Source organism: uncultured Modestobacter sp. (genome assembly GCF_947486615.1).
GTDB lineage: Bacteria > Actinomycetota > Actinomycetes > Mycobacteriales > Geodermatophilaceae > Modestobacter.
This window is the reverse complement of sequence record NZ_CANKUD010000015.1, coordinates 76,466-103,453: the sequence shown is the minus strand read 5'-3', so window position 1 is coordinate 103,453 and position 26,988 is coordinate 76,466. Positions and strand designations below refer to the sequence as shown.

Here is a 26,988-nt window from a genome sequence, read left to right as displayed (position 1 = left end):
CGGTGAGCTCCGGTGAGCTCCGGTGAGCTCCGGTGAGCTCCGGTGAGCTCCGGTGAGCTCCGGTGAGCTCCGGTGAGGGTGCCGCACCCGTCCGGACGCGCGGCACCGGATGTTCCGCCCAGCAGAAGGCCTGATGCGGTGGTGCAGGTCACCGCGCCCTAATCTGCCACGACGCCGCAGCGCTCACGCCGCAGCAACGACGCCAGCCGGAGGCCCCGCGTGACCACCGCCCCACCGCCGACCACGCGCGCCTCCGGCTGGGTCGCCGCCCTCTGCTGGATCGCCGTCCTGCTCGACGGCTTCGACCTGGTCGTCGTCGGCACGGTCGTCCCGACGCTGCGGACGCCGGAGGAGTGGGGGCTGTCCGACAGCGGCGCGACGTTCGTCGTCACCATCGGCCTGGTCGGCATGACCATCGGCGCGCTCACCATCGGCGCGCTCACCGACCTGGTCGGCCGGCGGAAGGCGCTGATCGGCGCGGTGGCGTCGTTCTCGCTGTTCACCCTGCTCTGCGCGGTGGCGCCCAACGCCGGGGTGTTCGGGCTGCTGCGCTTCCTGGCCGGGCTGGGGCTGGGCGGCTGCCTGCCGACCGCGATCGCCATGGTCAACGAGTTCACCCGGCGGGCGGCCGGGCGGGCGACGACCACGATGATGACCGGCTACCACGTGGGCGCGGTGCTCACCGCGGCGCTGGCCATCGTCGTCGTCGAGCCGCTGGGCTGGCGCTGGATGTTCGTCATCGGCGCCGCGCCCGCACTCGTCGTCGTTCCGCTGATGCTGCGGCACCTGCCGGAGTCGCCGTCCTTCCTGCTGGCGCACGGGCGCCGGGCCGAGGCCGAGGAGATCGCCGGCCGCCACGGCCTGGCCCTGGAGGCGGCTCCGCCGCCGGCGACGGGGGCCGGTGCGCCGATCCGTTCGCTGTTCACCGGCGGTCGGCTGGTCACCACCCTGGCGATCGCGGTCACCTCGTTCATGGGGCTGCTGCTGGTCTACGGCCTCAACGGCTGGCTGCCGACGATCATGCGCGAGGCCGACTACGACCTGGGCGCCGCGCTGGCCTTCCTGCTGGTGCTCAACATCGGCGCGGTGGTGGGCCTGCTGGTGGCCGGGACCGTCGCCGAGCGGATCGGCCCGCGCGCGGCCGGCATCGTCTGGTTCGCCGCCGGGGCCCTCTTCCTGGCCCTGCTCTCGGTGCGGCTGCCGCTGGTCGGCGTGTACGCGATGACCTTCCTGACCGGCTGCTTCGTGTTCAGCGCCCAGGTGCTGGTGTACGCCTTCGTGAGCGCCAACCACCCGCCGCAGGTGCGGGCCACCGCGCTGGGCTGGGCCGCCGGGGTCGGCCGGGTCGGTGCGATCACCGGCCCGGTGATCGGTGGGGCGCTGCTCGGCGCCGGGATCGCGTTCCCGTGGGGCTTCTACGTGTTCGCCGTGGTCGGCGCGCTGGGCGCGCTCGCCCTGTCGGTCACCCGGGTGCGCCGCGACACCGCCACCGTCGCCTGAGCGGCGTTCACCCCGTCGGGGTGTCCCATGCCCCAGGATCATGCCGCTGAGCGCCTGCTCAGCGGCATGATCACGGCGACACGGACATCGCGGACGGGGCGGGTGACGATGGGCGACCGGCTTCCTCCGCGGGTGGTGCTGCTCGCCCTGCTGCACGGCTCCGGTGGCCTGCTCTGCGCCGTCGGCGCCCTCCACCCGATGAGCCCGCGGACGCCGGTGGGCCTGCTGTGGGCACTGGCCGCGGTCGGCGTCTCGGCGGCCGCCGGGCTGCTGCTGGCCGGCGCGCGGGTGACCGTCGTCGTCCAGCACCTCGCGCTCGCACTGTTCTCCACGCTGCTGGCGGTGCTCGCCGGCTGCTCGGCGACCGCCGTCGGGGTCGTCGGGCTGGGTCCGGTGCTCGTCGTGGTGGGCCTGTACGCCGCCCACTTCCTCTCCCTCCGCACGGCCCGGGCGCACGCCGGCTGGCTGGTCGCGGCGGCCACCGCCGGCGCCTGGCTGGCGGAGCCGAGCGGCTTCGCGATGGCCTGGCTCGTGGCCGTGGTGAGCACCCTGCTGCTCACCGAGGCGCACGGCCGGCTCAACGGCCGGCTGCGCACCGACGCCGCCACCGACCCGCTCACCGGGCTGGCCAACCGCCGTGCCTGGCAGGAGGAGGCCGAGCGCTGCCTCGCCCGGGCACAGCGGGTCGGCGAGCCGCTGACCGTCGCGCTGCTCGACCTGGACGACTTCAAGCTGGTCAACGACCGGGACGGGCACAGCGCCGGCGACCGGCTGCTGCGCCGGGTCGCCGCGCACTGGCAGGCCCGGCTGCGCACCTCGGACCTGCTCGGCCGGTACGGCGGCGACGAGTTCGTGCTCTGCCTGCCCGACACCGACGCGGCCGGCGCACGCGACCTGCTGGACCGGCTGGACGGCGCCCCGATCAGCTGGTCGGTGGGGACGGCGACCGCCCGGCCGGGTGACTCGCTGCCACTGCTGCTGCAGCGGGCCGACGCCGAGCTCTACGCCCTCAAGCGCCGGCGCGGCCGGGCCGCCGACCCCGGCGCCCGGCTCGGCGACGGCTGAGCCTGGCCCGTCAGCGATCACCCAGTGACCGGCCGTCGGGCAACCGTCGGTCGGCGAGCAGCGCCACCAGCGCGCCGCCGTCCGCCCGGACGACGTCGCCACTCCCCCAGCTCCAGTCGGCATCCGTGGCCTCGAGGCGGACGCCGGTCAGGTCGAGGCCGAAGAACGCACCCTCGACGGCGGTGAGCTGGTCGAGGACGGCGAGCACGGCCGCGGCCGGTGCCACCGTCGGCCGGCCGAGGGCGACGGTGACGTCCAGGGAGTGGACGACCGCGTGGCTGAGGGCACCGGCAGCACCACCGCCCGGGGGCTGCCAGGCGTGCAGCACCGGTGAGCGGAGCGCGGCCAGCAGCTCGCCGACCGGCAGCGCGGCGTCCCGGGCGGCCACGGTGTCCGACAGCCGGGTGAAGTCGCCGCCGGCCGCCGCCATCTCGGCGCCGAACTGCTCGGGCGACAGCCGGGCCGGCATGGTCACGTGCGCCACCACGTGCCGGACCTGCCAGCCCGCGCACAGCGTCGGGGCGTCCCAGGTGTCGCCGGCGCCGTCCAGCAGGGCGGCCAGGCCGTCGTGGGTCTGCCCCACCCACGGCATCAGGTCGCCTGCGTCACCGTCGTGCTCGGTCATCCCGGGCTCCTCCCGCGGCGCCGACCGTCGGCGCCCACCAGGGAGGACACCCGGCGGGTCGAGAACTCATCGCCCAGTGGTCTCAGTCGACGTCGGCGGCCAGCTGCTCGACCCGGGCGGCGGCCCGGTCCCGGATCGCGGCCGCGGTGTCCGCCCGGCGGACGGCGGCATCCCGGCGGCGTTCGGCCTGGCCGACGGCGGTGACCGCCTCGCCGGCCCGGCGCTCCAGCCGGCGCAGCTCCTCGGCCAGCCGTTCGGCCTGGGCCTGGAGCCCGTCGCGCCGCTCGGTGGCGGCGGCCAGCTGCCGTGCGGCGTCCTCGGCTGCGGCGGCGGTGTCGCGCGCGACCCCGGCGGCCTCCTCGGCGTCCCGCCGGGCCTGCTCCAGTTCCCGCCGGCGGCGCTCCTCGGCCTCCCGGCGCCGCTCCTCGACCTCCTGCCGGCGGTGTTCCTCGGCCTCCCGGCGGCGCTCCTCGGCCTCCCGGCGGCGCTCCTCGGCCTCCCGGTGCCGCTCCTCGGCGTCCTGCCCGGCGGAGGCACGCGTCGCACGTCTCGGGCGCGACGACCCCGCCACCGTCGCCTCATCCTCGGACGAGGCCTCGGACGAGGCCTCGGACGTCGCCTCGACTCTCGCCTTGCCCGTGCGCGGGGCCGGCGCCGCGCCGCCGGCGCGGATCGGGGTCGCCACCGCGCCGCTGAGGTCGACCGGGCCCAGGCCGCTGTAGGTGAGCGCCGTGGTGAGCCGGCCGGCCAGCAGCGCGTCCCCGGCGTCCGGGTCGGCGATCGCGGCGCGCAGCGTCCCCTCCACCTGCTCGGCCACCGCGGTGCTCACGTCGTGCCCCGCACCGTGTGCCAGCGCCCGGGCCTGCCGGGCCAGGGCCGCCACCACCTGGTTGCGCTGCTTCCCGAGGGCGCGCAGCTGCTCGGCGGAGAGGTCGACCTGGGCTTGCCGGAGCAGCTCGCCGAGCTCGATCAGCTGGCCGACCTCGTCGGGCCGGCGTCGCACCAGCAGGTTGCACACCCAGGCCGCGGTCGTGGGCTTCGGCAACGCGGCGACCGCCTTCGCCAGCTCCTTGTCCCCGGCGCCCTTCGCCCGGTCACGGGCGGCGGTGCGGGCGGCGACGAACTCCTCCGGCGGGACGGCGTAGAGCTCATCGGCCAGCTCGTCCAGCTCGGGCACCGGGCCCCTCTCTCGTGCGCGGTCAGGGGCGGCGCCAGTCGTCGGCGGTCAGGTGCGAACCGGCCTGCGGGCCCATCTGCATCATGCCGCCGTCCACCGGCCAGGACGCACCGGTGACGTAGCCGGCGGCCTCCGAGGCGAGGAAGGCCACCACGGCGGCGACCTCGCGGGCGTCGCCGGGCCGCGGCACCGGGATGCCGGGTCGGCGCTTGCCCGGTGCGGTCGGGTCCTCGTCCTCCTGGCCGGTCATCGCGGTGGCGATCTCCCCGGGGGCGACCGCGTTCACGGTGATGCCGTGCTCGCCGAGCTCCAGGGCGGCGACCTTGGTGAGCAGTCCCAGCCCGCCCTTGGCCGCGCAGTAGGCGGCCGCGCCGACCCGCGGGAGGTGCTCGTGCACGCTGGTGATGTTGATGATCCGGCCGCCGCGGCCGGCGTCGACCATCCGCCGGGCGGCGCGCTGCAGGCAGAGGAACGCACCGTCGAGGTCGGTGGCGAGCACGGTGCGCCAGGTGTCGAAGTCGGTGTCCAGCACGGTCGACATGTGGCCGGTGCCGGCGTCGTTGACCAGCACGTCGAGCCCACCGAGGGCGTCGGCCAGGTCGTCGACGACCCCGGCGGCGTCCGGGAGCCGGGTGAGGTCCAGGTGCGCGAGCTCCGCGCGCCGGCCGGCCCGGCGGACCAGCTCGGCGGTCTCCTCCCCCATCGACCGGTCCCGGTACCAGGTGACGCCGACGTCGCAGCCGGCCTCGGCCAGGGCGACCGCGATCGCCCGCCCCATGCCGGACTCCGAGCCGGTGACGACGGCGACGCGCTGCTGGGTGCTCTCGGTCATGGCCGCCCGCTACCCCGCTGTGACGCACCCGATGCGCGGCGCATTTGTTCTAGTCCGCATAGAACAGTTAGCGTGCTGTCGTGCTGGTGCGCATCGACCCCGACTCGGCCGCACCGCTGCACGCCCAGATCTCCGCGGCGGTCCGGCGCGGCATCGCCCAGGGCGAGATCGCGCCCGGCGAGCGACTGCCCGGCGCCCGGGACCTGGCGGCCGCGCTCGGGGTCAACCTGCACACCGTGCTGCGCGGCTACCAGGACCTGCGGGCCGAGGGCCTGGTGGAGCTGCGCCGCGGCCGCGGTGCCCAGGTGCGCACGGACGCCGCCCCGGCGGTGGCCGCGCTGCGCCAGGCCGTGCACGCGCTGGTCGACGAGGCGCGGCGGCTCGGGCTCAGCGCCGCCGAGGTCACCGCGCTGGTGCGCGAGGCGATGGCGTGAGCGACCAGGACGCCCACCACCCGGCAGTCGACGGCAGGTCCACCCAGGACGGAGCGGCGGAGATGAGCAGCACGAGGAACGGTCCACACAGCCCGCAGCCCCGGGGCCCGCTGCGGCGGGTCCGCGCGGTGGCCGCGACCGCGGCGCCACTGGCCGCCTGGGCCACCGGCGTCGCCCTCGTCGCCGCCTGGCGCCCCGAGCTCCCCGACCCGGTCGCCGTGCACTGGGGCACCACCGGCGCCGACGGCTTCGCCGCCCCGCTGACCACCGTGCTGCTGACCGGCGTCGTGCCGGCGCTGGGCGCCGTGCTCAGCGGCCTGGCGCTGCGCGCGCGCCGGTTCGCCGTCCCGGAGCGCCGGCTGCTGGTCGGGACCGCGGCGGGCACCTCGCTGTTCGTCACCGGCCTGACCGTCGGCAGCATCGCCGGCCAGCGCGGTCTCACCGACCCGGCCGCCGCTGCGTCCCCCACGCCCGCCGTGCTGGTCGCCGGCGCGCTGGCCGTGCTCGGTGGCGTCGCGGTCGCCCGGCTGCTGCCGGCCGCACCGCCCGGGGCCGCGCGGACGTCGACCGCCCCGCCGAAGTCGGCGCCCCGGGTGCCGCTGGCCGCCGGCGAGCGGGCGGTCTGGTCGGGCGCCACCACGATGGAGCCCACCGGCCTGGCCCTGCTGGTCACCGCCGGCCTGGTGCTCGGCGGGCTGGTCGTGGTCGGCGTCGCCCCGCCGGTGCTGCTGCTGGCGCCGGCGCTGCTGCTCGCCGTCGGCCTGGTGTTCGGCAGCGCCCGGGTGTGGGTGGACGAGCGCGGGCTGACGGTGCGCTCGCCGCTGGGCCGGCCCTCCTGGCAGGTGCCGCTGGCCGAGGTGGCCGAGGCCGGCGTGACCGACGTCCGCCCGCTCCGTCAGTTCGGCGGCTGGGGCCACCGGATCGGCCGGGACGGGCGCACCGGCGTCGTGCTGCGCGCCGGCGAGGCGGTCGAGGTGGTCCGCGGCGACGGCCGCCGCTTCCTGGTGACGGTGCCGGGCGCGGCCGAGGCGGCCGGACTGCTCAACAGCCTGGCGACCCGGCAGCGGGCCTGACCCGGCTCGTCCCGGCCCCCTGCGCGGCCGGTCGTCGTTCGTCGTCGCGGACGAAGACCGGCCCCCGGCGCCCGGCCAGGCTCGGCCCCATGGGTCGACCGCTCGTGCTCGAGGACGTCCACGCCCTGCAGCTGCCCGGGGAGCCCACGATCGCCCCGGACGGCCGCCGGGTCGTCTACGTGCTGCGTACCACCGACGCCGCGGCCGACACCGACCGGTTCGCGCTGTGGTCGGTGGCCGCCTCCGCCGACGGGTGGTCGGCGCCCCGGCCGCTGACCCACGGCAGCACGGACACCGCCCCCGCCTTCTCCCCGCAGGGTGACCGGGTGGCCTTCCTCCGCGGCGGCGACGGCCCACCCCAGCTGCACGTGCTCCCGGTCGGGGGCGGTGAGGCCGCGCGGGTGACCGACCTGCCCGCGGGTGCCGGCGCCCCGGTCTGGGACCCGGCCGGCACCCGGATCGCCTTCACCGCCCCGGTGCGCCCGGAGCGCGCCGAGCACGACCCGGTCAGCGCCACGCGGATGGGCTACAAGGCCGACGGCGCGGGGCTGCTCCGCGGCGCCCACCAGCACCTGCACGTGCTCGACCTGGCCACCGGCGAGGTGACGCAGCTGACCTCCGGCGACTGGCACGCCGGCCGGCCCGCCTGGTCACCGGACGGCGCCCGGCTGGCCCTCGCCGCCGCCACCGACCCGGACGTCGACCTGACCCACCGCACCCCGGTGCACGTCGTGGACGCCGGCGGCGGCCCGCTCACCCGGGTGGGCGACGGCCTCGGCATCGCCGGCCCGCTGCTGTGGACCGACGACGGCGCCGCGCTGCTCGTCACCGGGCAGCCCACCGTCGCCGTCGGCCACACCGGGCTGCTCCACCAGCCGCTGGACGCCGCCACCGCCGAGGCCGACCTGGCCGCACCGCTGGACCGCAACGTGATGCCCGGCGGGCCCGGCTACCCCGGGGGGCTGCCGCAGCTGGCACGCGACGGCGCCGACGTCGTCTTCTGCGTGCGCGACCGGGGCTGCTCGCACGTGTACGCCACCGCCGTCGACGGCTCGGGAACCCTGCGCGCGGTGCTCACCGGCGACGACGTGGTGGCCTCCGGCCTCGCGGTGGGCGCAGGGGTGGCGGCGGTCGTGCTGGCCGACCCGGGCACGTACGGCGAGGTGGCCGTCGTGGACCTGGCCGACGGCGCCGTCACCCGGCTCACCGGGCACACCGCCGCGAGCCTGCCCGAGGTCGACCTGGTGCCGCCCGGGCCCCGCACCTTCACCGTGCACGACGGCACGCAGGTGCACGGCTGGCTGCTGGTGCACCCCGACACCCCCACCCCCGCACCCCTGCTGGTCGACGTGCACGGCGGCCCGCACAACGCCTGGTCACCCGTTGCGGACGCGGCGCACCCGTACCACCAGGCGCTGGCCGCGGCGGGCTGGGCGGTGCTGCTGGTCAACCCGCGCGGCAGCGACGGCTACGGCCGGGAGTTCTTCACCGGCGCGGTCGGCGGCTGGGGCACCGCCGACGAACGCGACGTCCTCGACCCGGTCGACCAGCTGGTCGCCGAGGGGGTTGCCGACCCGGCGCGGCTGGCGCTGACCGGCTACAGCTACGGCGGGTTCATGACCTGCTGGCTGACCGGCCGCACCGACCGGTTCGCCGCGGCGATCGCCGGCGGGGTGGTCGCCGACCTGACCAGCATGGCCGGCACCAGCGACGCCGGGGAGGCCCTGGGCCTGGAGTACGGCGACCCGGTCACCGACCCGGACGGCGTCCGGGCGCACTCCCCGATCAGCTCCGTGCACCGGGTGCGGACGCCGACGCTGGTGCTGCAGGGCGGCGCCGACGAGCGGTGCCCGGTCGGGCAGGCCGAGCAGTGGTTCGCCGCCCTGCGCGCCCAGCAGGTGCCCACCGAACTGGTGCTCTTCCCCGGCGGCTCGCACCTGTTCATCCTCACCGGCCGCCCGTCGCACCGGGTCGGCTACGGCCGACGGTTGATGGACTGGGTGCAGCGGTACGCCCCGAGCGTGGGCCTGGCGGGGCCTGCGCTCCGCTCCGAGGAAGGGCTGGTCCTCCGATGACCGAGTTGCACCCCACCGACGTCCTGGACGTCGACCTCTCCCCCGCCGGCTTCGCCGGGCTGCTGCCGGTGATGCTGGCCGACCTCGAGGAGCTGGTCAGCTGCGAGACCCCGTCGTCCGACCTGGCCGCGGTGGCCGAGGGCGCCCAGCGGGTGGCCCGGCTCGGCGCCCGCGACCTGGGCGCCGAACCGGAGGTGCTGGTCCGCGAGGGGTGCACCCACCTGCGCTGGCGGCTGGGCAGCGGCCCGCGCCGGGTGCTGGTGCTCTGCCACCAGGACACCGTGTGGCCGCACGGCACCCTCGCCGAGATCCCCTGGTCGGTGACCGACGGCGTGGTGCGCGGGCCGGGCTGCTTCGACATGAAGGCCGGCATCGTGCTGGCCGGTACGGCGCTGGCCCGGCTCCGGGCCGCGGGCGTGGACCTGGACGGGGTCACCGTGCTGGTCACCGGGGACGAGGAGATCGGCTCCCCGACCTCGGCCGAGCTGATCCGCGCGGAGGCCCGGGACTGCGCGGCGGTGTTCGTGCTGGAGGCCAGCGCCGACGGCGGGGCGCTGAAGACCGGCCGCAAGGGCGCCTCGATGTACGACCTGGTCGTCACCGGCCGCGCGGCGCACGCCGGTCTGGAGCCGGAGAAGGGCGTGAGCGCCACCGTGGAGCTGGCCCATCAGGTGCTGGCGATCACCGAGCTGGCCGACCCGGCGCTGGGCACCACCGTGACCCCCACGGTGCTGGCCTCCGGCACCACCACCAACACGGTGCCTGCGACCGGGCGGCTGAGCGTGGACGTGCGGGCGCTGACCGCCGCCGAGCAGCACCGGGTGGACGCCGGCATGCGGGCGCTGACCCCACGCCTGCCCGGCGCGGTGCTGGAGCTGCGCGGCGGGGTCAACCGGCCGCCGCTGGAGGAGGCGTCCTCGGCCGGGCTGTTCGCCCTGGCCGAGCAGGTCTGCGCCCGGCTCGGGCTGCCCGCACCGGCCGGGGTCACCGTCGGCGGCGCCTCGGACGGCAACTTCACCGCCGGCATCGGGGTCCCGACCCTGGACGGGCTGGGTGCGGTCGGCGGCGGGGCGCACGCGGTCGGGGAGCACGTGCTCGCCGAGGCACTGCCCGGCCGGGCGGCGCTGCTCGCCGGCCTGCTGCGCGCCGTGCTCGCCGGCTCCGACGGCGAGGTCCGCAACGGCGCGGCCCCGGACGGCACGGGCGTTGGCGTTCCGGACGAAGAGCCCCCCGGTGAATGAGCAGCCCGCACCAAGCCCGGCCGGGGTCACCGCACCGACGATGGGCAGCGTGACCGACCTGATCGACGCGACGCCGCCCGCCTCGCTCGCCGTGGTGAGCTCCGCGGCTGCCCGGGCCGCCACCGACGTCGCCACCGGGGCCGCCGCCCGGTCCGGGGTGCAGGTCGTGGAGCTCACCGCACTGGACGACCTGCGGGCGGTGCAGGCGCTGTTCGACTCGATCTGGCACCCCGCCCCGGACAACCCCCCGGTCACGGTGGAGCTGATGCGGGCGCTGACCAAGGCCGGCAACCCGCTCACCGGCGCCTACGCCGACGGCGTGCTGGTCGGCGCCTGCGTCGGCTTCTTCGCCGCGCCCTCGGGCACCGCGCTGCACAGCCACGTCACCGGCGTCGTCCCCGCCGCGCAGCGCCGCAGCGTGGGCCGGGCACTGAAGCTGCACCAGCGCGCCTGGGCGCTGCGGCACGGCCTCACCACGATCACCTGGACCTTCGACCCGCTGGTGCGCCGCAACGCCTGGTTCAACCTCGGCCGGCTGGCCGCCGACCCGGTGGAGTACCTGCCGGACTTCTACGGCCCGATGGAGGACACGATCAACGCCTCCGACCAGTCCGACCGGCTGCTCACCCGCTGGGACCTGGACAGCCCCGCGGTGGTGCGCGCGGCCGCCGGCGAACCGCGGACGGTCGACCTGGCCGTGCTGCGCTCCGCCGGCGCGGTCCCGGTGGTCTCCGCCGGACCCGGTGACGCGCCCGTCGTCACCTCGGCTCCCCCGGGGGTGCCGTGGCTGGTGGCGGTGCCGCCGGACGTCGAGTCGCTGCGCGCCCGGGACCCCGCGCTGGCCGCCGAGTGGCGGGTGGCGGTGCGCACCGCGCTCGGCGGAGCGCTGTCGTCCGGCGCGCAGGTGCGCGGGTTCGCCCGCGAGGGCTGGTACGTCGTCGACGGTGCGGCACCCCGCCGCGCCCCCGAGGCCGGGAGGACCGCACCGTGAAGCTCGAGTCCGTGGAACTGCGCCGGATCGCCATGCCGCTGGTCGCGCCGTTCCGCACGTCGTTCGGCACCGAGACCACCCGCGACGTGCTCCTGGTGCGCGCGCGCACCGACGTCGGCGAGGGCTGGGGCGAGTGCGCCGCGCTCACCGAGCCGAAGTACTCGGCCGAGTACGTGGACGGCGCCGCCGACGTGCTGCGCCGCTACCTGGTGCCCGCCCTCGCCGCCGTCCCGGACCTGGACGCCCACGCGGTGGGCCGCACGCTGGCCCCGTTCACCGGTCACTTCATGGCCAAGGCAGCGATCGAGACGGCGGTGCTGGACGCCCAGCTCCGCGCCGCCGGGCAGTCGTTCGGGGCGTTCCTGGGCGCGGCGGTGGACCAGGTGCCGTGCGGGGTGTCGGTCGGGATCATGGACTCGGTTCCGGCGCTGCTGGAGGCCGTCGGCGGCTACCTGGACGCCGGCTACCTGCGGATCAAGCTGAAAATCGAGCCCGGCTGGGACGTCGAGCCGGTGCGCGCGGTGCGCGAGCGGTTCGGTGACGTCGCGCTGCAGGTGGACGCCAACACCGCGTACGCCGTCTCCGACGCCCGGCACCTGGCCCGCCTCGACCCCTTCGACCTGCTGCTGATCGAGCAGCCGCTGGCCGAGGACGACGTGCTCGGGCACGCCGAGCTGGCCCGCACGGTGCGCACCCCGATCTGCCTGGACGAGTCGATCACCTCCGCGCGCACGGCAGCGGCGGCGATCCGCCTGGGCGCCTGCTCCATCGTGAACGTCAAGCCCGCCCGGGTCGGCGGCTATCTGGAGGCCCGGCGGATCGCCGAGCTGTGCGCCGCACACGGGGTGCCGGTGTGGTGCGGCGGGATGCTGGAGACCGGGCTGGGGCGGGCGGCGAACGTCGCGCTGGCCGCGCTGCCCAACTTCACCCTGCCCGGGGACACCTCGGCGTCCGACCGCTACTACGCCACCGACATCACCCCGCCGTTCGAGCTCGCCGACGGCCACCTGACCGTGCCCACCGGGCCCGGGCTGGGGGTCTCCCCGGTGCCCGAGCTGCTCGAGGAGGTCACCACCGACGTCGTGGAGGTCGCGCTGCGCTGACTCGTCCGGCCGCACCAGGATCGGTCGACGAGTGGTGCGCGCGGACCAACCGGAGCGGGCCGGGTGGTCCTAGGGTCGCACCCGTGAGTGCCTCAGCGATCACCGTGCCGGGCCTGACGCCGTTCGCCGTGCCGCCCACCGCGCCGCGGGCCGGCCTCGGCCACCTGCTCGCGCACCTGGGCACCACGCTGCTGGAGGTCGCCGCCGGCGACCCGTCGCTGCCGCTGGCCGCGCAGGGCATCGGCGGTGTGGTCATCCACGACCCCGTCGACGCCCCGGTGCTCCCCCCGGGGGCGCTGGTGCTCGGCGTCGGCGTGCACGAGCCGGACGACGTCCTGGCGCTGCTCACCCAGACGGCCGCGGCCGGCGGCGCCGGCCTCGTCGTCCGCGCCCCGGCACCCACCGACCCCCGGATCACCGAGGTCGCCCAGCGCACCGGCACGGTGCTGCTGGCGCTCACCCGGGGCGCGAGCTGGAACCAGCTGGCCGCGCTGGTGCGGGCCCTGCTGGGCGAGGGCGAGGTGGGGACGGCGGAGCCCGAGTCGCTGGGCGGGGTGCCGGCCGGTGACCTGTTCGCGCTGGCCAACGCGATCGGCTCGCTGCTGGACGCACCGGTGACCATCGAGGACCGCAGCTCCCGGATCCTGGCCTTCTCCGGCGGGCAGGACGAGGCCGACGAGTCCCGGATCCAGACCATCCTGGGCCGCCAGGTGCCCGACCGGTTCACCCGCGGGCTCGAGGCGCACGGGGTCTTCCGTCAGCTGTACGCCACCGACCGGCCGGTGTGGACGTCCGCCGACGTGCTCGGCATGCCCGAGGTCACCGTGGCCCGGGTGGCGATCGCGGTGCGGGCCGGCGACGAGATCCTCGGGACCATCTGGGCGGCGGTCGACGCCCCGCTCGACCCCGCCCGGGAGCAGAGCCTGGTCGACGCGGCCAAGCTGGTCGCCCTCCACCTGCTGCGGATGCGCGCCGGCGCCGACGTGGAGCGGCGGCTGGCCAGCGAGCTGGTGGCCACCGCGCTGGAGGGCGGCCCGGGCACCGTCGAGGCGCTCAGCCGCCTCGGCCTGGCCGGCCGGCCGCTGATCGTGCTGGCCATGGGCCTGACCGACCCGGACGCCGAGCCGGGCACGCTCACGCTGGCCCGGCGGGAGGCCGAGCGGCAGCGCTCCGCCGACGCGCTGGCGGTGCACCTCACCGCCCTGCACCCGGGCTCCGTGGTCGCGGTCGTCGGTGGGGTCAGCTACGCCGTCCTGCCGGTCACCGCCGAGCTCGCCGGAGCCGACGAACGGGCCGCCGCCGTGGCTGCCGAGTTCCTGCAGCGCACCGGCGGCCGGGTGCCCGGGATGATCGGCGTGGGCACCGTGGCCCCCGACGTCTCCGCGCTGACCCGCTCCCGGGACGGCGCCGACCGGGCGCTGCGGGTGCTGCGCAGCGGCACCACCTCCCGGCGGGTGGCCCGGGCCGCGGACGTGCACATCGAGTCGCTGATGCTCCAGCTGGCCGACCTGGCCGCCGCCGAGGGGTACGAGGCCTCCGGCCCGGTGGCCCGGCTGGCCGAGTACGACGCCGCGCACCGCACCCAGCTGGTGGAGACGCTGCGCGCCTGGCTGGACGCCTTCGGCGACGCGATCACCGCCGCCGGCCAGGTGCACGTGCACCCCAACACCTTCCGCTACCGGCTGCGCCGGATCGCCGAGGTCGGCGGCATCGACCTGGACGACGCCGACTCCCGCTTCGCCGCCATGCTCGAGCTGCGGCTGCTGCGCTGGTGAGCGCGCTCAGTCGCTGACGGCTCGGGCGAAGCGGGCCGACCACTCCGACAGCCGGTCGCACAGCTGGTCGGGGGCGAGCACGGTGAACTCCGCCCGGGTCGCGCCGAGGACCAGCGCCGGCCAGTCGAGGCTGTCGGTCTCCATCCGCAGCCGGCAGCGGCCCGGGCCGTCGTCGTCCAGCTGGGCCCAGCGGCCCACCCGGTCGCGCACCACCGCCGCCGGCGCCTCGACCACCGCCTCCACGACCACCGGCGTGCGCCACCGGTCGATGCCGGCCCGGACGAAGGCGGCCGCGTCCGGCGCCGGCAGTGCGCGCGGGGCGAACCGGGCGCCGTCGCCGCGGGCATCGGAGACCCGGTCCAGCCGGAAGCTGCGCCAGTCCCCGCGGGAGGGGTCGTAGGCGACCAGGTACCAGCGCCGGCCCAGCGGCACCAGCCGGTGCGGCTCCACCAGCCGCTCGCCGGGCTCACCACCGGCCGCGGTGTGGGTGAAGGTCAGCCGCTCGCCCTCCCGGCAGGCCTGGGCCACGGTCACCAGCAGCTCGGCGTCGACCGGTGGGCCGCCGTCCGACCACGGCGGCGCGGGCACGGTCATCGCCTGTAGCGCGTCGACCCGGCGGCGCAGCCTGGCCGGCAGCACCGGCACCACCTTGGTCAGCGCCCGCACCGACGCCTCGGCCATGCCGCCGACCGCGCCCGCGGCGGCAGCCTGCAGGCCGACGGTGAGCGCGACCGCCTCGTCGTCGTCGAGCACCAGCGGCGGCAGTGCCGCGCCGGGCGCGAGCCGGTAGCCGCCGTCCACACCGGGCTGCGCCTGCACCGGGTAGCCGAGCTCGCGCAGCCGGTCGACGTCGCGGCGCAGGGTGCGCAGCGAGACCCCGAGCCGGTCGGCGAGGTCGGCACCGGGCCAGTCGCGGCGGCCCTGCATGAGCGTGAGCAGCCGGAGGGCGCGGGCGGTCGGGTCGGCCATGCGCCCAGACTGTCATCGATCGCGGTCAGGATCTGGCACCGATGCCCGGGAGCATTGGTCTCAGCACCTCCCGACGACCCTGGAGCGACAGATGACCAGCACCACCGCCCCGGCAGCCACCACCACCGACGAGCGCGCCGACCTCCTCGACGCGCTCACCACCCACCGCTGGTTCCTGACCTACACCGTGCAAGGGCTGACCGACGAGCAGGCCCGGCTCCGGCCGACGGTGAGCGCGCTCAGCCTGGGTGGCCTGGTCAAGCACGTCGCCGCCACCGAGGCGACGTGGGCCGAGTTCGTCCTGGTCGGTCCGGACGCCTTCCCCGCGTTCGACGAGTCCTCGGCCGCCGAGTGGGCAGCGGAGTTCGTGATGGGACCGGAGGAGACCCTGGCCGGGGTGCTGGCCGACTACGCCGAGGTCGCGGCGCGGACCGACGAGCTGGTGTGCACGCTGCCGAACCTGGACGCCGCACACCCGCTACCCGAGGCGCCGTGGTTCACCCCGGGGGCGCACCGGTCGGCCCGCCGGGTGTTCCTGCACCTGATCGCCGAGACCGCCCAGCACGCCGGCCACGCCGACCTGCTGCGCGAGTCGATCGACGGCCAGAAGACGATGGGCTGACCGGACCACCGCAACCACGGCCGGGGCCGGCGGCCCGCAGCCGCCGGCCGGCGCAATCGATCCCAGCAGCGCGCGCCGGCTGCGGGCTGGGTCTGGCGTCCTCGCCGTGTCATGGTGCGGGGGCACCCGGTCCACGGGGCGCCGACGCCGCGGACCGGCGGTGGGACGGAGGAGCGACCATCCGTGCGACGCCACGACCACCTCCCGCCGGTGTCCGCCGCGTGAGGCCCCCGCCGAACCGCGCAGCTGTCGGGGCCGCGGCGGTGGCGCTGCTCGTGCTGCTGTTCGTCCTCGGCCTGGCCGCCCGCGGCGGCCCCTACACCGCACCACGGCCCACCGACGCGGCCGAGCCGACCGTCGCGCCGGCCCCGACCGAGGGGACGCCGCCCGCCGTCCCGATCGAGCCGGGGGCGCCGCAGACCGAGCCGCCACTGGCGAGCGACCCGATCGCCGGGCAGGTCGCGCTGGTGCTGGTCCTGCTGGTGGGCGCGGTCCTGCTGGCGCTGGGCGTGCGGCTGCTGGTCCGCCACCTCCCCCGGCGGCTGCCCACCCGCCGCACCGCCGCGGGCCCGGCCGAGGTGGCGGCACCGGCACCGCTGGCCGGTGCGGTGGACCGGGCGCTGCTCGCCGTCACCCACCCGGCGGCCCGTGAGGCCGTCGTCCGGGCCTGGCTGCTGCTCGGCGAGGCCGCCGCGGCCGCCGGGAGCCCCGCCTCCCCGGCGGAGACCGCCACCGAGTACGCCGACCGGCTGGCCGCCGAGCACCGGCTCTCCCGCTCTGCGCTGCACGAGCTGGCCGAGCTGTACCGCGCCGCCCGCTTCTCCGAGCACCCGGTCGGGGAGGCGCAGCGGGCGGACGCCCGGCGGGTGCTCACCGAGCTGCGGGCCGAGCTGGTGTCGCGGTGACCGCGCCCCTGGGCCACGGCCGGTGGTGGGTGATCGGTGCCGCGCTGCTGGCGGGGGCGCTGGCCGGCGTCGCCGTCCTGCTGGTCGCCCACGCGACCGGGACCGACCTGCCCGCCACGGTGGCAGTGCCCGCCGGTCTGGTGGCCGGCGCGCTGCTGGCCCTCGCCCTGCGGCTGCCGACCACCGACCCGGCCCCGCCCGAGCCCGCGCCGGCCCCCCGCGCCGGGTCCGCCGACGCCGGGCTGGGCGACCTCGGCTCCCTGGTATTCACCCTCGACGCGGCCAGCCGGGACGCCGACCGGTTCGAGGTCCGCGTCCGCCCCCGGCTGACCGCCCTGGCGGTGGACCGGCTGTGGCACGCCCACGGCCTGGACTGGCACACCCCGGCCGGCCGGGCGGCCGCCGAGCCGCTGCTCGGCCCGCACACCCGCGCCCTGCTCACCGCTCCCCCAGGCACCCTGCGGCTGACCCCGGCCGCCCTGCAGGACTGGACCGAGGAACTGGAGTCCCTGTGACCGACCCGCACCCCGCACCGCGACCGCTCTCCCCCGCCGCCACCGCCGAGCTGGGCGCCGCCGTCCTGGACCGGGTCGGCGAGGCGGTGGTGGGCAAGCGGGCCGAGCTGCAGCTGGTGCTGGCCGCGGTGCTCGCCGGCGGCCACGTGCTGCTGGAGGACGTGCCCGGGCTGGGCAAGACGCTGGCCGCCCGGTCGTTCGCGCAGGCGCTCGGGCTGTCGTTCCGCCGGCTGCAGTTCACCCCCGACCTGGTGCCCGCCGACGTCACCGGCTCGTTCGTCTACGACCGGTCGGGCGGTGACTTCGCCTTCCGGCCGGGCCCGCTGTTCGCCGGGCTGGTGCTCGCCGACGAGATCAACCGGACGCCGCCGAAGACCCAGAGCGCCCTGCTCGAGGCGATGCAGGAGCACCAGGTGACGGTGGAGGGGCAGACGTTCGCACTCCCCGACCCCTTCTGCGTGCTGGCCACCGCCAACCCCGTCGAGTACGAGGGCACCTACCCGCTGCCGGAGGCCCAGCTGGACCGCTTCCTGCTCCGGGTGTCCTTCGGCTACCCGCCGCCGGAGGAGGAGTGGCAGGTGCTGACCCGCCGGCTCGCCCGGCGCCAGGAGGAGGTGCTGCTCGATCCGGTCACCGACGCCGCGGGACTGCGGGCCATGCGGGCCGCGGTGGAGACGGTGACGGTCGAGGAGTCGGTGAGCCGGTACTGCGTCGCCCTGGTGACCGCGACCCGGGCCCGGCCGGAGGTGCAGATCGGTGCCTCGCCGCGAGGTGCGCTGGCGCTGCTGCTCACCGCCCGGGCGCTGGCTGTGCTCCGCGGCCGGGACTACGTCGTCCCCGAGGACGTCAAGGACGTCGGGGTCGAGGCGCTGGCCCACCGGCTCAGCCTGCGCCCGGAGACCTGGATGCAGCGGGTCACCCCGACCGACGTCGCCCGGGCGGTGCTGGCCGAGGTGCCCGTGCCGGCCAGCACGCTCGGCCCCGCCGGCGCGCTCGACCCGGCCCGCGGATGAGCTGGCAGCCGACGGCCGCCCTGCTGCGGGTCAGCATCCTGCCGGCGGCGCTCGCGCTGGTCGCCGTCCTGGCCCGGCGGGTCGACCTGCTCGTCGTCGCCGCCCCGCTGGCGCTGGCCGCGCTGCCGCTGCTGCACCGGCCCGGCGGCGCCCCGGCGGCCACCCTGGAGGTGAGCGAGGAGACCCCGGCCGAGGGCAGCGCGCTGCAGGCCGTCGTCCGGGTCGACGGCGTGGCCGGCGCGGAGACGGTCACGGCGACGGCACCGGCGTCGGGCTGGGTCCGGGCACGCGGTCGCACGGCGCTGGGTGCGGTCGTCCGCCCGCGGGGCGACACGGCCGTGCTCCCCTTCGACCTCACCGCGGCCCGCTGGGGCCGCGCGGAGGTGGGGCCGGCGGTGGTCAGCGCCTCGGCCGCCGGCGGGCTGCTGCGCTGGGGACCCGCCGTGCTGCCGGCCGCCCGGCTCCGGGTGTTCCCGCTGTCGGAGCGCTACCGCGGCTCCGCGCTGGTGCCCCGCGCCCGCGGCGGGATCGGCCTCCACCGCTCCCCCCGCCCCGGGGAGAGCGCGGAGCTGGCCGGCATCCGGGCGTTCGCCCCCGGCGACCGGATGCGCCGGGTCAACTGGCGGGTGTCGCTGCGCGCCGGTGAACTGCACGTCAACGCCACCACCTCCGAACGGGACGCCGACGTGCTCCTGCTGCTGGACGCCCGCTACGACGCCGGGGTCAGCGGCGGGCTGGCCGGCCGGGCCAGCGGCATCGACACGGCGGTCCGCGCGACGGCCGCGCTCACTGCCTTCTACCTGCAGCTGGGCGACCGGGTGGGGCTGATCGCCTGCGGTGGCCAGACTCGCCGGCTCCCCGCCCGGGCCGGCCGCGGACAGCTGCAGACGGTGCAGACCGCGCTGCTGGACGTCAGCGCCCCCCGCCTCGGCGGTGCCGAACCGGACCTGCCCGAGCCGGTGGGGGTCGACCCCCGTGCGCTGGTGCTGGTCGTCAGCCCGCTGGTCGGCCGGCTGGTGTTCGACCGGGCCGCCGCGCTCGGCCGGGCCGGCCACGCGGTCGTCGTCCTGGACACGCTGCCCGACGACGCCGCGCCCGCCGAGCCCGGTCCGTGGACCGCGCCCGCGCTGCGGCTGTGGCGGCTGGAGCGGGCGACCCGGATCGACCAGCTGCGGGCACTGGGCGTGCCGGTGGTGCGCTGGCAGGGCGAGGCCAGCCTCGACCAGACCCTGCTCGAGCTGACCCGGGTGGCGTCCCGGACCGGCGGCCGGCGATGACCGCGCGGGTGCTCGGCGCGCTCGCCGGCCTGGCCGCGCTGCTGCTGCCCGGCCCGGAGCTCACCCTGGTCGGGGTCACGCTCACCCTGGTCGGGCTGACGGCGGTGTTCCTCAGCACGCAGCAGCCCGGGTCGGCCGCCCCCGCGGTGCTGATCGGCGCCGCCGCGCTGTCCTGGCTGGCCACCGGCGGGGACGCCGGCTGGCTGCGTCTGCTGGCCTTCGCCGGTGCGGTCGCCGTGGTGCACTCGGCCGCCGCGTTCGCCACCGTCGCCCCGATCGGCGCCCCGGTCGCCCGGCCGGTCGCGCTGCGCTGGGTGCTGCGCACCGCCCTGACGACCGCCGCCGGCGTGCTGGTCGTGGCGGCCGGCGGGCTGCTCCCTGTGACGAGCACGCCGGTGCCCACGGTGGTCGTCGGGCTGTGCGCGGTGCTGCTGCTCGGCGGGTGGGTGGTGCTGCTGCGCCCCGGGTCAGCCACAGCCGACTGAACCGGCGCTCAGGCCGGCCGGCCGGTGACCTGCAGCAGCGGCTCCGCGGCGGCGAAGTGGCAGGCCGTGGCGTGCCGGTGGTCGGTGGTCGGCTCGGTGGTGCGGCAGACCTCGCGGTCGTCCCGGGCCAGCGGGCCGATCGGGCACCGCGGGTGGTATCGGCAGCCCGGCGGCGGGGCGTGCGGGTCGGCGGGCTCGGCCGCCGCCACCCCCGGCGGCGCGGTGGCCGGCCCGGCGGACCCCCAGCCGGGGACGGCGGCGAGCAGGTCCCGGGTGTAGGGGTGCTGCGGGTCGCCCAGCACCTGCGCGGCCGGGCCGTGCTCGACGATCCGGCCCAGGTACATGACGGCGATCTCGCTGGCCACGTACCGGACGACGGCCAGGTCGTGGGAGATGAACAGCATCGAGGTGCCCAGCTCGCGCTGCAGCCGGCGCACCAGGTTGAGCACCGTGCCCTGGATGGAGACGTCGAGGGCGGAGGTGATCTCGTCGGCGACGACCACCTGGGGCCGGGCGGCCAGCGCGCGGGCCAGCGCCACCCGCTGGCGCTGGCCGCCGGACAGCTGCCCGGGGTAGGCACCGGCCCGGGCCGGGTCGAGCTCGACCAGCTCCAGCAGCCGGGCCACCTCCTGGCGCCGGTCGGCGGAGCGCATCCCACGCGGGACCGCCTCGGCGACGCTGTCGCCGATGGTCATCCGGGGGTCGAGCGAGGAGTAGGGGTCCTGGAAGACCATCTGCACCGGACGCGGACCGGAGGTGTGCCGCAACGGCTGCCCGTCGAGCAGGATCCGTCCCGCCGACAGCGGGGTCAGCCCGACCGCGGCCCGGGCCATCGTCGACTTCCCCGAACCGGACTCCCCGACCAGGCCGACAACCGCGCCGTCCGGGACGGTCAGGTCGACCCGGTCGACCGCGGTCATCCCCCGCCGCCGGTTGCCGTACCGGACGCTGACGCCCTCGAACCGCAGCTCGCTCATGCCCGCTCCCCCAGGGCCAGCGCGACCGGTGCGGCACCGGGCACGTCGCGGTCGGCGGCGACCTCCCCGGCGTGCCAGCAGGCCACCCGCCAGCCGGTGCCGTCGTCGGCGAGCGCCGGGTCCTCGTCGGTGCACCGCGCCGAGGCCAGCGGGCACCGCGGCGCGTAGGCGCAGCCCGGTGGCTGGTGCGCAGGGTCGACCGGCCGGCCGGGGATGACCGGCAGCGGCTGGTCGAGGTCGACGTCCATGTCCGGCACCGCGGCGACCAGCGCCCGGGTGTAGGGGTGCCGGGCGCCGGTGCGCAGCCGGTCGGCGGGCAGGTCCTCCACCACCCGGCCGGCGTACATCACCAGCACCCGCTCGCAGACCTGGCCGACGACGGCGACGTCGTGGCTGATGAGCAGCAGCGCCACATCGTCCTCGGCGCGGACGGCGGCCAGCAGGTCCAGCACCTGCCGCTGCACGGTGACGTCCAGGGCGGTGGTCGGCTCGTCGGCGACGATCAGCGACGGCTCGCCCATCAGGCCCATGCCGATCATCGCCCGCTGCCGCATGCCGCCGGAGAACTCGTGCGGGTACTGGTGCGCGCGGCGTTCGGCGGCGGGCACCCGCACGCTGCGCAGCCGGTCGACCGCCCGGGCGAGCGCGGCACGGCGGGACATCCCCTGGTGCTCCTGCGCGACCTCGGCGAGCTGCCGGCCGATCCGGCGGGTCGGGTTGAACGAGGTCATCGGGTCCTGGAACACCATGGCGAACGACGTGCCGAGCAGCCGGCGGTGTGTCCGGTCGCCCCCGCTGAGCAGGTCGGCGCCCTGGAAGCGCAGCCGGCCGGCGGTCACCTCGCCGGGCTGCTCGACCAGCCGGGCGATCGCCAGCGCGGTGAGCGACTTGCCCGACCCGGACTCCCCCACCACCCCGACCGCCTCGCCGCGGCCGATCCGGAAGCTCACGCCGCGCACCGGCCGCACCGGGCCGGCGGCGCCCGGGAAGGTCACCGAGAGGTCCTGCACGTCCAGCACCGGCCGGCCCGGCTCCGGTCCGGGGTCGGTCGCCGGCGGGGTCTGGTCCGCGGCCGCGGCCCTCCGCCGGGTCTCCTCCCGGCGGAGGGCGCGGCCCGGGGCGAAGCCGCCGCCCAGGGCGGTGGTCAGCCCGATGCCCTTGGCGACCGCCTCACCGAAGAGGTTGAACGCCAGCCCGGCGACCACGATCGCCACGCCGGGGGCCAGCGCGGCCACCGGGTGGATGTAGATGCCCGACAGCCCGTCCTGCAGCAGCCGGCCCCAGTCGTAGCTGGGCGCCTGCACCCCCAGCCCGAGGAACGACAGCCCGGCGAAGGCCAGCAGGGCACCGCCGGCGCCGATCGTCGCGTTCACCACCAGCGGCTCGCCGATGTTGGGCAGCACGTGCCGGACCAGCACCCGGAACCGGCCGACGCCGGCGATCCGCGCGGCGGAGACGAAGTCCCGGTCGGCGATCCCCGCGGCCAGCGTCTGGGACAACCGGGCGAAGGCGGGGGCGCCGGCGAAGCCGATCGCCAGCACCGCGCCGGTCATGCCGACGCCGAACACCACCGCGAAGAACAGCGCCAGCAGCAGCCCGGGGAAGGCGACGGCGATGTTCACCCCGGCGGTCACCAGCCGGCCGCCGCGGCGGCCCAGCAGCAGCGGCGCGCAGCCCAGCAGCAGGCCGAGGACGACCGCGATCGAGGTGGCGGCCAGCGCCAGCCCGATGGACAGCCGGGTGGCCACCAGCACCCGGGCGAAGACGTCCCGCCCCAGGGCGTCGGTGCCGACCCAGTGCTCGGCGGAGGCGCCCTGCAGCACGTCGGAGGTGTCGATCCGGTCGGCCTCCCCGGACCACAGCAGTGGCGCGACGAGGGCCAGCAGCAGCACCAGGGCCAGCAGCAGGCCGGCGCCGGCGCCGACCGGGGTGCGCAGCACGGCCAGCCAGCGGGCCCGGGCCGCCGAGCGCCGCGGTGCCACGGCGGAGGCGTCCAGCGTCGTGGAGGTGGTCATCGGTCAGCTCTCCCGGATCGCCGAGCGCGGGTCCAGCAGGGCGAGCACCACGTCCACCGTCAGGTTCACCAGCAGCACTCCCGCGCCGTAGACGAGCACGATCCCCTGCACCACGGGGTAGTCCTTGAGCAGGATCGAGGAGGCGATCGTGCTGCCCAGCCCCGGCCAGGCGAAGACGTTCTCCACCAGCACGGTGCCGGCGACCAGGGCGGTGAGCAGCAGCCCGCCGAGGGTGATCGTGGAGGTGAGCGCGTTGGGCAGCGCGTCGCGCAGGTAGATCCGGCGCCGGGGCAGTCGTTTGGCCCGGGCGGTGCGCAGGTAGTCGGCCTGCAGCACCGACACCATCTCCACCCGCATGATCCGGGCCAGCGCCGCGGCCGGCCCCAGCGACAGCGACAGCACCGGCAGCACGTAGGACTCCGGGCCACCCCGCCCGGCCACCGGCAGCAGGCCCCACTGCACGCCGAACAGGTAGACCAGCCCGACCCCCAGCAGGAACTCCGGGATCGCGCCGAGCACCACGCTGGTGGAGGAGAACGCCAGCTCCCCGCCGCGCCGCCGGCCGCCGCGGGTGAGCACCCCCATCAGCACCCCGAGCGGGACGGCGAGGGCCAGCGCCACCACGAAGGCCAGCAGCGCCAGCTGCACCGTGGCCGGCAACCGCTGGGAGATCACCTGCGACACCGGCAGCCGCGAGGTCAGCGAGGTGCCCAGGTCACCACTGAACAGCCCGCCCAGGAAGTGCAGGTACTGCAGCCAGAGCGGGTCGTCCAGGCCGAGGGACTCCCGGCGGGCGGCCACCAGCGACGCCGGGGCGGTCGGCCCCAGGGCGCTGCGCACCGGGTCACCGGGGATCAGGTGGATCATCAGGAACGAGGCGGTGACCAGCACCCACATCGAGACCACCAGCTGGCCCCCGCGCCGGACGGCGAACCGGGCCCAGGGCCCGTCCAGGACGCCCGCTCCCCGCCGGCCCGCCCCGGTCGCGGGGTGCACCCCCGTCGTGCTGGTCACCCGCTCCCCCTCCTGGTCGTCGCCACCCGGTCCGCCACCCGCTGCCCCTGCCCGGGTGCTCAGCCCGCCGTCATCCGGATGCTGGTCGGCACCACGGCGACCGCGCCGGAGTCGAACCGGGCGCCGCTGCCGAAGGTGCTGGCGCTCTGGTTGGCGAAGGGGATCACGTCGGCGTCGCGCACCAGGGCCGACTCCGCGGCCAGCCAGGTGTCGCAGCCCTCGGCGCCGTTCATGGTCATCGCCTCGGCCACGCCCGCTGCGTAGTCCGCGTTGTCGATGGCGGAGAAGTTGTTGCCCTCCGGGGCGGTCGGGCCGGACAGGAAGGGCACGAGCTGGTCGGGGCTGCTGACGTTGAGGGCCAGCCAGGTCACGTCCCAGTTGCCGCTGCCGAACACCGTCTCCAGCAGTGCGGTGTCGTCCTGGCCGCTCATGCTGACCTCGGCGCCCAGCTCCTGCCAGGCCGACGAGGCCAGCTCGGCCGCGGCCGAGCCGCCGGTGCCCAGGCCGCTGTTGTAGATGAAGGTCAGCTCCAGCGGTGTCCCGTCCTTGGACCGGGTGCCGTCCGGGCCGGCCGTCCACCCGGCGTCGTCCAGCGTCTGCCCGGCCGCCTCCAGGCCGCCGGTGGGCAGCTCACCGGAGACCGAGTCGCCGGGGCAGGCCACCGGTGCGGCCGTGGCGAACGTGGTGCCGGGCGAGCCGGTGCCCCCGGTGAGCACACCCTGCAGCTCCTCCAGGTCCAGCGCCTGGGTCAGCGCCGTCCGGACGGCGGGGTCGGCGCCGGGCCGGCCGGCCGCGTGGTTGAACCACATCTCGCCCAACACCGCGTCCAGGGTGCTGGCGAACAGGTCCGCCCCGCTCAGCCGCTGGGCGTCCGGACCGAGGACCGTGGCCGCGTTCAGCCCGCCGGAGAGCAGCAGGTTCGCCGAGGTGGTCTCGTTGGACACGACCTGGACGACGACCTCGTCGGGCATGCCCTCCTCCGCGGTCGTCGCGCCGTCCGGCCCCCACGTGTAGTCCTCGCGCAGGCTGTAGGTGACGTGGTCGGTGGGCACGACCTCGGTCAGCTCGTAGGGCCCGGTCCCGCGCGTCCCGTCGGCCAGCACCGACCGGTCGGCCAGGCCGCTGGCGCAGACCATCGGGAGGTTGGCGAGCCCCTCGAGCACGAACGGCGCGGGGGCCGCGAGGGTGATGGTGACCGTGGAGCCGTCGGCGGTGGCCGAGGCGCCCGGCGGCAGGTACGTACCGAGCAGCGGGCTCTGGTTGGCCGGGTCGGCGACGAAGTCGATGTTGGCCGCGGCGTCCTCGGCGGTGAAGGGCTCGCCGTCGGAGCAGGTGATGCCCTCGCCCAGGGTCAGCGTCACCTCCTGCCCGTCGACCTCCCAGTCGGTGGCCAGCCCGCTCACCAGCCCGCCGTCCTCGCCGGTGTTCAGCAGCGGGTCGTAGGCGAAGGCGCTGAGCTGGAAGACGTTGGACGCCGGGGACATCTGGGGGTCCAGACTGCCCGGGTCGGAGTCCATCGCCATGGTGAAGGTGCCGCCGTCGACGACCTCGCCGCCGGCGGCGTCGCCGCCACCGTCCTCGCCTCCGCCGCCGCACCCGGCGAGGACGGTCACGGCGACGCACGCACCGACGCCGGTCCGGATGAGCCTCATGGTGTGTCCTCTCCCTGGGACGCGAGCACCTGCACCGCGATTGCGAGAAGGCTGCCCCGGACGGGGCGGGGGGTCTTCGTGCGGCCGGACGAGGTGACCTGCCGCCCCTCGTCGCCGGTGACCAGTCGGGGGGTCACGCGCCGGCCCGGGGCACGGCACGGCCGATGTGCAGGAACCGCGCGTGGCCTGCGCCGTCGTCGCCCAGGAAGGCCAGGGGCATGTGCAGCCCCGACTGCGCCTCGACCTGGATCAGCGTGTCCGGGGCGAAGCCGACCAGCTCGCTGCGCTCGGGCTTCTCGCCCAGCTCCAGGGCCTCGTCCTTGGGGCGCATCTCCAGCCAGACCCGTCCGTCGTCGGACTGGCTGACGACGAGGTCGGCGACCCGGCTGCTGTAGGTGCCGGCGTAGCGCGTGGCGTCGACCCGGGGCGGGTCGGCCGGTGGCGTGGGCAGCTCCCGCACCTGCACGTCGGCCAGCTCGCGCAGCACGTGCCCGACGACGTCCCGGTAGAGGCCGTAGGGGTTGCCGCCGTTGGTGAGCAGGACGACGGCGACGCCCCGCTCGGGCAGCACCCGGAGGAACGAGGCCTGGCCGATGGTGTTGCCGTCGTGGCCGACCACCGGGGTGCCGTGGCCGTCGAACAGCTCCCAGCCCAGCCCCCACGCATCGCCCATCACGCGGATGTCGGGCAGCTGCACCCGGGGCTGCTGCATCGCCGCGACCGTGCCGGCGTCCAGCACCGTCGACCCGTCGGGCGCCTTGCCCGCCTCCAGGTGCATCCGGGCGAAGGCGAGCAGGTCGCGCGGGCGCATCGCCAGCGTCGAGCCGGCCGGGGCGTTGGACCGGGCCAGCGCCCACACCGGTGCGGGCACCTCCGGGGCGTCCGGCTCGGGGCGCACGTGGCCGACCGCGACCCGGTGCACGATCGCCTCGTAGGGGCTGGCCGCGGCGTGGGTGAGGCCCAGCGGGGTGAACAGCTGCTCGACGAGGCACTCGTCGAAGGGCCGGCCGCGGAGCACCTCGACCAGCCGGCCGAGCACGCAGTAGCCGGCGTTGTTGTAGGAGAACTGCTCGCCCGGCGGGAAGAGCTGCGCCAGGTCGCCGAGCCCGGCGACGTAGCGCTCGAGCGCGTCGTCGCCGCGGCCGGTGTCGGTGAACACGTCGCCCTCGAAGCCGGCGGTGTGGCTGAGCAGCTGACCGACGGTGAGGGTGCGGGCGGCGTCCTCGTCGGCCAGCGTGAAGCCGGGCAGGTGCGCGCTCACCGGGTCGGTCAGCGCGACCAGCCCCTCGTCGACCAGCTGCATCACCAGGGTCGCGGTCCACACCTTGGTGATCGAGCCGATCTGGAACAGCGCGTCCGGCGTCGCCGTCACCCCGGTCGCGGTGCTGAGCAGCCCGGCGGCGGCGTCGACCACCGCGCCGTCGGCGAGCACCGCCACCCCGGCGGCGGGCACCTCGTGCTCGGCCAGCAGCTCCGGCAGGCGGTCGCGGATCCAGGCTCCGACCTCGTCCAGCTTCGTCATGCCGGCACGGTAGGAGCGCTGGTGAGCTGGCGGTTCGTGGTCGCGGCCAGCCCTGACCGGCGGCGTTCGTCCGCGCCGACGAAGCTGCCTGCGGGCGTGCGCGGCAGGCTGCGGCCACGGGCCGACCAGGT

The 26,988-nt window shown here is 76.8% G+C and carries 24 protein-coding genes; 15 read left to right on the top strand and 9 right to left on the bottom strand.

The genetic code is table 11. The annotated features are described in order from the left end of the window. Positions 1 to 219: 219 nt before the first annotated feature. Positions 220 to 1,500 carry an aromatic acid/H+ symport family MFS transporter gene (locus Q1A09_RS21055; protein ID WP_299959788.1) on the top strand — a complete coding sequence of 427 codons (1,281 nt, stop codon included), beginning with the start codon at positions 220 to 222 and terminating at the stop codon, positions 1,498 to 1,500. A 108-nt stretch (positions 1,501 to 1,608) separates the two neighbouring features. Continuing rightward, positions 1,609 to 2,565, top strand: coding sequence for a GGDEF domain-containing protein (locus Q1A09_RS21050; RefSeq protein ID WP_299959794.1), 957 nt, complete (start codon positions 1,609 to 1,611; stop codon positions 2,563 to 2,565). A 10-nt stretch (positions 2,566 to 2,575) separates the two neighbouring features. On the opposite strand, the gene Q1A09_RS21045 is transcribed toward Q1A09_RS21050, so the two are convergent. The 3 genes from Q1A09_RS21045 to Q1A09_RS21035 form a co-directional block, all read right to left on the bottom strand. After that, on the bottom strand, positions 2,576 to 3,190 hold the full coding sequence (locus tag Q1A09_RS21045) for a maleylpyruvate isomerase family mycothiol-dependent enzyme (protein WP_299959785.1): 615 nt from the start codon (positions 3,188 to 3,190) through the stop codon (positions 2,576 to 2,578). 82 nt (positions 3,191 to 3,272) lie between these two features. Beyond that, entirely contained in the window at positions 3,273 to 4,367 is a 1,095-nt protein-coding gene (locus Q1A09_RS21040; protein ID WP_299959782.1) for a hypothetical protein, read from the bottom strand. Between the two features lie 22 nt (positions 4,368 to 4,389). Continuing rightward, positions 4,390 to 5,199, bottom strand: a complete 810-nt coding sequence (locus Q1A09_RS21035) for an SDR family oxidoreductase (RefSeq protein WP_299959779.1) — start codon at positions 5,197 to 5,199, stop codon at positions 4,390 to 4,392. Between the two features lie 80 nt (positions 5,200 to 5,279). Between Q1A09_RS21035 and Q1A09_RS21030 the strand changes: the two genes are divergently transcribed. The 7 genes from Q1A09_RS21030 (at position 5,280) to Q1A09_RS21000 (ending at position 13,891) form a co-directional block, all read left to right on the top strand. Beyond that, positions 5,280 to 5,633 (top strand): GntR family transcriptional regulator, encoded by a 354-nt coding sequence (locus Q1A09_RS21030; RefSeq protein WP_299959776.1) that lies wholly within the window; start codon positions 5,280 to 5,282, stop codon positions 5,631 to 5,633. Between the two features lie 62 nt (positions 5,634 to 5,695). Continuing rightward, on the top strand, positions 5,696 to 6,706 hold the full coding sequence (locus tag Q1A09_RS21025; protein WP_299959774.1) for a DUF1648 domain-containing protein: 1,011 nt from the start codon (positions 5,696 to 5,698) through the stop codon (positions 6,704 to 6,706). Between the two features lie 89 nt (positions 6,707 to 6,795). Beyond that, positions 6,796 to 8,781 carry a S9 family peptidase gene (locus tag Q1A09_RS21020; protein ID WP_299959771.1) on the top strand — a complete coding sequence of 662 codons (1,986 nt, stop codon included), beginning with the start codon at positions 6,796 to 6,798 and terminating at the stop codon, positions 8,779 to 8,781. After that, on the top strand, positions 8,778 to 10,022 hold the full coding sequence (locus Q1A09_RS21015) for a M20 family metallopeptidase (protein WP_299959768.1): 1,245 nt from the start codon (positions 8,778 to 8,780) through the stop codon (positions 10,020 to 10,022). Before Q1A09_RS21020 ends, Q1A09_RS21015 begins: the two co-directional genes overlap by 4 nt. Positions 10,023 to 10,062: 40 nt before the next feature. Beyond that, positions 10,063 to 11,013, top strand: a complete 951-nt coding sequence (locus Q1A09_RS21010; RefSeq protein WP_299959791.1) for a GNAT family N-acetyltransferase — start codon at positions 10,063 to 10,065, stop codon at positions 11,011 to 11,013. After that, positions 11,010 to 12,116, top strand: a complete 1,107-nt coding sequence (gene menC, locus Q1A09_RS21005) for an o-succinylbenzoate synthase (RefSeq protein ID WP_299959765.1) — start codon at positions 11,010 to 11,012, stop codon at positions 12,114 to 12,116. The genes Q1A09_RS21010 and menC overlap by 4 nt, the downstream gene beginning before the upstream one ends. 83 nt (positions 12,117 to 12,199) lie before the next feature. Continuing rightward, positions 12,200 to 13,891 carry a CdaR family transcriptional regulator gene (locus Q1A09_RS21000; RefSeq protein ID WP_299959762.1) on the top strand — a complete coding sequence of 564 codons (1,692 nt, stop codon included), beginning with the start codon at positions 12,200 to 12,202 and terminating at the stop codon, positions 13,889 to 13,891. Positions 13,892 to 13,897: 6 nt separating this feature from the next. Here the strand turns inward: Q1A09_RS21000 and Q1A09_RS20995 are convergent, their stop codons facing one another. Beyond that, positions 13,898 to 14,860, bottom strand: coding sequence for a YafY family protein (locus tag Q1A09_RS20995; protein WP_299959759.1), 963 nt, complete (start codon positions 14,858 to 14,860; stop codon positions 13,898 to 13,900). A gap of 91 nt (positions 14,861 to 14,951) precedes the next feature. Here Q1A09_RS20995 and Q1A09_RS20990 point away from each other — a divergent pair, with 91 nt between their 5' ends. From Q1A09_RS20990 to Q1A09_RS20965, 6 genes are all read left to right on the top strand, one after another. Further along, complete coding sequence (locus tag Q1A09_RS20990; RefSeq protein ID WP_299959756.1) at positions 14,952 to 15,482, top strand: DinB family protein; 531 nt, start codon at positions 14,952 to 14,954, stop codon at positions 15,480 to 15,482. A gap of 221 nt (positions 15,483 to 15,703) precedes the next feature. Then, positions 15,704 to 16,387: a DUF4129 domain-containing protein gene (locus Q1A09_RS20985; RefSeq protein ID WP_299959753.1), complete on the top strand. Its 684-nt coding sequence runs from the start codon at positions 15,704 to 15,706 to the stop codon at positions 16,385 to 16,387. Then, on the top strand, positions 16,384 to 16,902 hold the full coding sequence (locus tag Q1A09_RS20980; protein WP_299959750.1) for a hypothetical protein: 519 nt from the start codon (positions 16,384 to 16,386) through the stop codon (positions 16,900 to 16,902). Before Q1A09_RS20985 ends, Q1A09_RS20980 begins: the two co-directional genes overlap by 4 nt. Next, the gene (locus Q1A09_RS20975) at positions 16,899 to 17,915 is read left to right on the top strand and encodes a MoxR family ATPase (protein ID WP_299959747.1); all 1,017 of its coding nucleotides are present in this window, start codon (positions 16,899 to 16,901) and stop codon (positions 17,913 to 17,915) included. The genes Q1A09_RS20980 and Q1A09_RS20975 overlap by 4 nt, the downstream gene beginning before the upstream one ends. Then, complete coding sequence (locus Q1A09_RS20970) at positions 17,912 to 19,192, top strand: DUF58 domain-containing protein (protein ID WP_299959744.1); 1,281 nt, start codon at positions 17,912 to 17,914, stop codon at positions 19,190 to 19,192. Before Q1A09_RS20975 ends, Q1A09_RS20970 begins: the two co-directional genes overlap by 4 nt. Further along, positions 19,189 to 19,677 carry a hypothetical protein gene (locus tag Q1A09_RS20965; RefSeq protein WP_299959741.1) on the top strand — a complete coding sequence of 163 codons (489 nt, stop codon included), beginning with the start codon at positions 19,189 to 19,191 and terminating at the stop codon, positions 19,675 to 19,677. The genes Q1A09_RS20970 and Q1A09_RS20965 overlap by 4 nt, the downstream gene beginning before the upstream one ends. Before the next feature lie 8 nt (positions 19,678 to 19,685). On the opposite strand, the gene Q1A09_RS20960 is transcribed toward Q1A09_RS20965, so the two are convergent. The 5 genes from Q1A09_RS20960 to Q1A09_RS20940 form a co-directional block, all read right to left on the bottom strand. Continuing rightward, entirely contained in the window at positions 19,686 to 20,654 is a 969-nt protein-coding gene (locus Q1A09_RS20960) for an ABC transporter ATP-binding protein (RefSeq protein WP_299959738.1), read from the bottom strand. Beyond that, complete coding sequence (locus tag Q1A09_RS20955) at positions 20,651 to 22,669, bottom strand: dipeptide/oligopeptide/nickel ABC transporter permease/ATP-binding protein (RefSeq protein ID WP_299959736.1); 2,019 nt, start codon at positions 22,667 to 22,669, stop codon at positions 20,651 to 20,653. The genes Q1A09_RS20960 and Q1A09_RS20955 overlap by 4 nt, the downstream gene beginning before the upstream one ends. Positions 22,670 to 22,672: 3 nt before the next feature. Further along, positions 22,673 to 23,683 (bottom strand): ABC transporter permease, encoded by a 1,011-nt coding sequence (locus Q1A09_RS20950; RefSeq protein ID WP_299959733.1) that lies wholly within the window; start codon positions 23,681 to 23,683, stop codon positions 22,673 to 22,675. A 59-nt stretch (positions 23,684 to 23,742) separates the two neighbouring features. Continuing rightward, on the bottom strand, positions 23,743 to 25,335 hold the full coding sequence (locus tag Q1A09_RS20945) for an ABC transporter substrate-binding protein (protein ID WP_299959730.1): 1,593 nt from the start codon (positions 25,333 to 25,335) through the stop codon (positions 23,743 to 23,745). 133 nt (positions 25,336 to 25,468) lie between these two features. Continuing rightward, complete coding sequence (locus Q1A09_RS20940; protein ID WP_299959727.1) at positions 25,469 to 26,857, bottom strand: serine hydrolase; 1,389 nt, start codon at positions 26,855 to 26,857, stop codon at positions 25,469 to 25,471. Positions 26,858 to 26,988: the final 131 nt, after the last annotated feature.

Excerpts from the sequence above, each read along its gene's own strand:
- Q1A09_RS21050 (WP_299959794.1), top strand. The coding sequence starts at position 1,609 with ATGGGCGACCGGCTTCCTCCGCGGGTGGTGCTGCTCGCCCTGCTGCAC.
- Q1A09_RS21045 (WP_299959785.1), bottom strand. The coding sequence starts at position 3,190 with ATGACCGAGCACGACGGTGACGCAGGCGACCTGATGCCGTGGGTGGGG.
- Q1A09_RS21035 (WP_299959779.1), bottom strand. The coding sequence starts at position 5,199 with ATGACCGAGAGCACCCAGCAGCGCGTCGCCGTCGTCACCGGCTCGGAG.
- Q1A09_RS21025 (WP_299959774.1), top strand. The coding sequence starts at position 5,696 with ATGAGCAGCACGAGGAACGGTCCACACAGCCCGCAGCCCCGGGGCCCG.
- Q1A09_RS21020 (WP_299959771.1), top strand. The coding sequence starts at position 6,796 with ATGGGTCGACCGCTCGTGCTCGAGGACGTCCACGCCCTGCAGCTGCCC.
- Q1A09_RS21015 (WP_299959768.1), top strand. The coding sequence starts at position 8,778 with ATGACCGAGTTGCACCCCACCGACGTCCTGGACGTCGACCTCTCCCCC.
- Q1A09_RS21010 (WP_299959791.1), top strand. The coding sequence starts at position 10,063 with ATGGGCAGCGTGACCGACCTGATCGACGCGACGCCGCCCGCCTCGCTC.
- Q1A09_RS20995 (WP_299959759.1), bottom strand. The coding sequence starts at position 14,860 with ATGGCCGACCCGACCGCCCGCGCCCTCCGGCTGCTCACGCTCATGCAG.
- Q1A09_RS20990 (WP_299959756.1), top strand. The coding sequence starts at position 14,952 with ATGACCAGCACCACCGCCCCGGCAGCCACCACCACCGACGAGCGCGCC.
- Q1A09_RS20970 (WP_299959744.1), top strand. The coding sequence starts at position 17,912 with ATGAGCTGGCAGCCGACGGCCGCCCTGCTGCGGGTCAGCATCCTGCCG.
- Q1A09_RS20965 (WP_299959741.1), top strand. The coding sequence starts at position 19,189 with ATGACCGCGCGGGTGCTCGGCGCGCTCGCCGGCCTGGCCGCGCTGCTG.
- Q1A09_RS20960 (WP_299959738.1), bottom strand. The coding sequence starts at position 20,654 with ATGAGCGAGCTGCGGTTCGAGGGCGTCAGCGTCCGGTACGGCAACCGG.
- Q1A09_RS20955 (WP_299959736.1), bottom strand. The coding sequence starts at position 22,669 with ATGACCACCTCCACGACGCTGGACGCCTCCGCCGTGGCACCGCGGCGC.
- Q1A09_RS20945 (WP_299959730.1), bottom strand. The coding sequence starts at position 25,335 with ATGAGGCTCATCCGGACCGGCGTCGGTGCGTGCGTCGCCGTGACCGTC.
- Q1A09_RS20940 (WP_299959727.1), bottom strand. The coding sequence starts at position 26,857 with ATGACGAAGCTGGACGAGGTCGGAGCCTGGATCCGCGACCGCCTGCCG.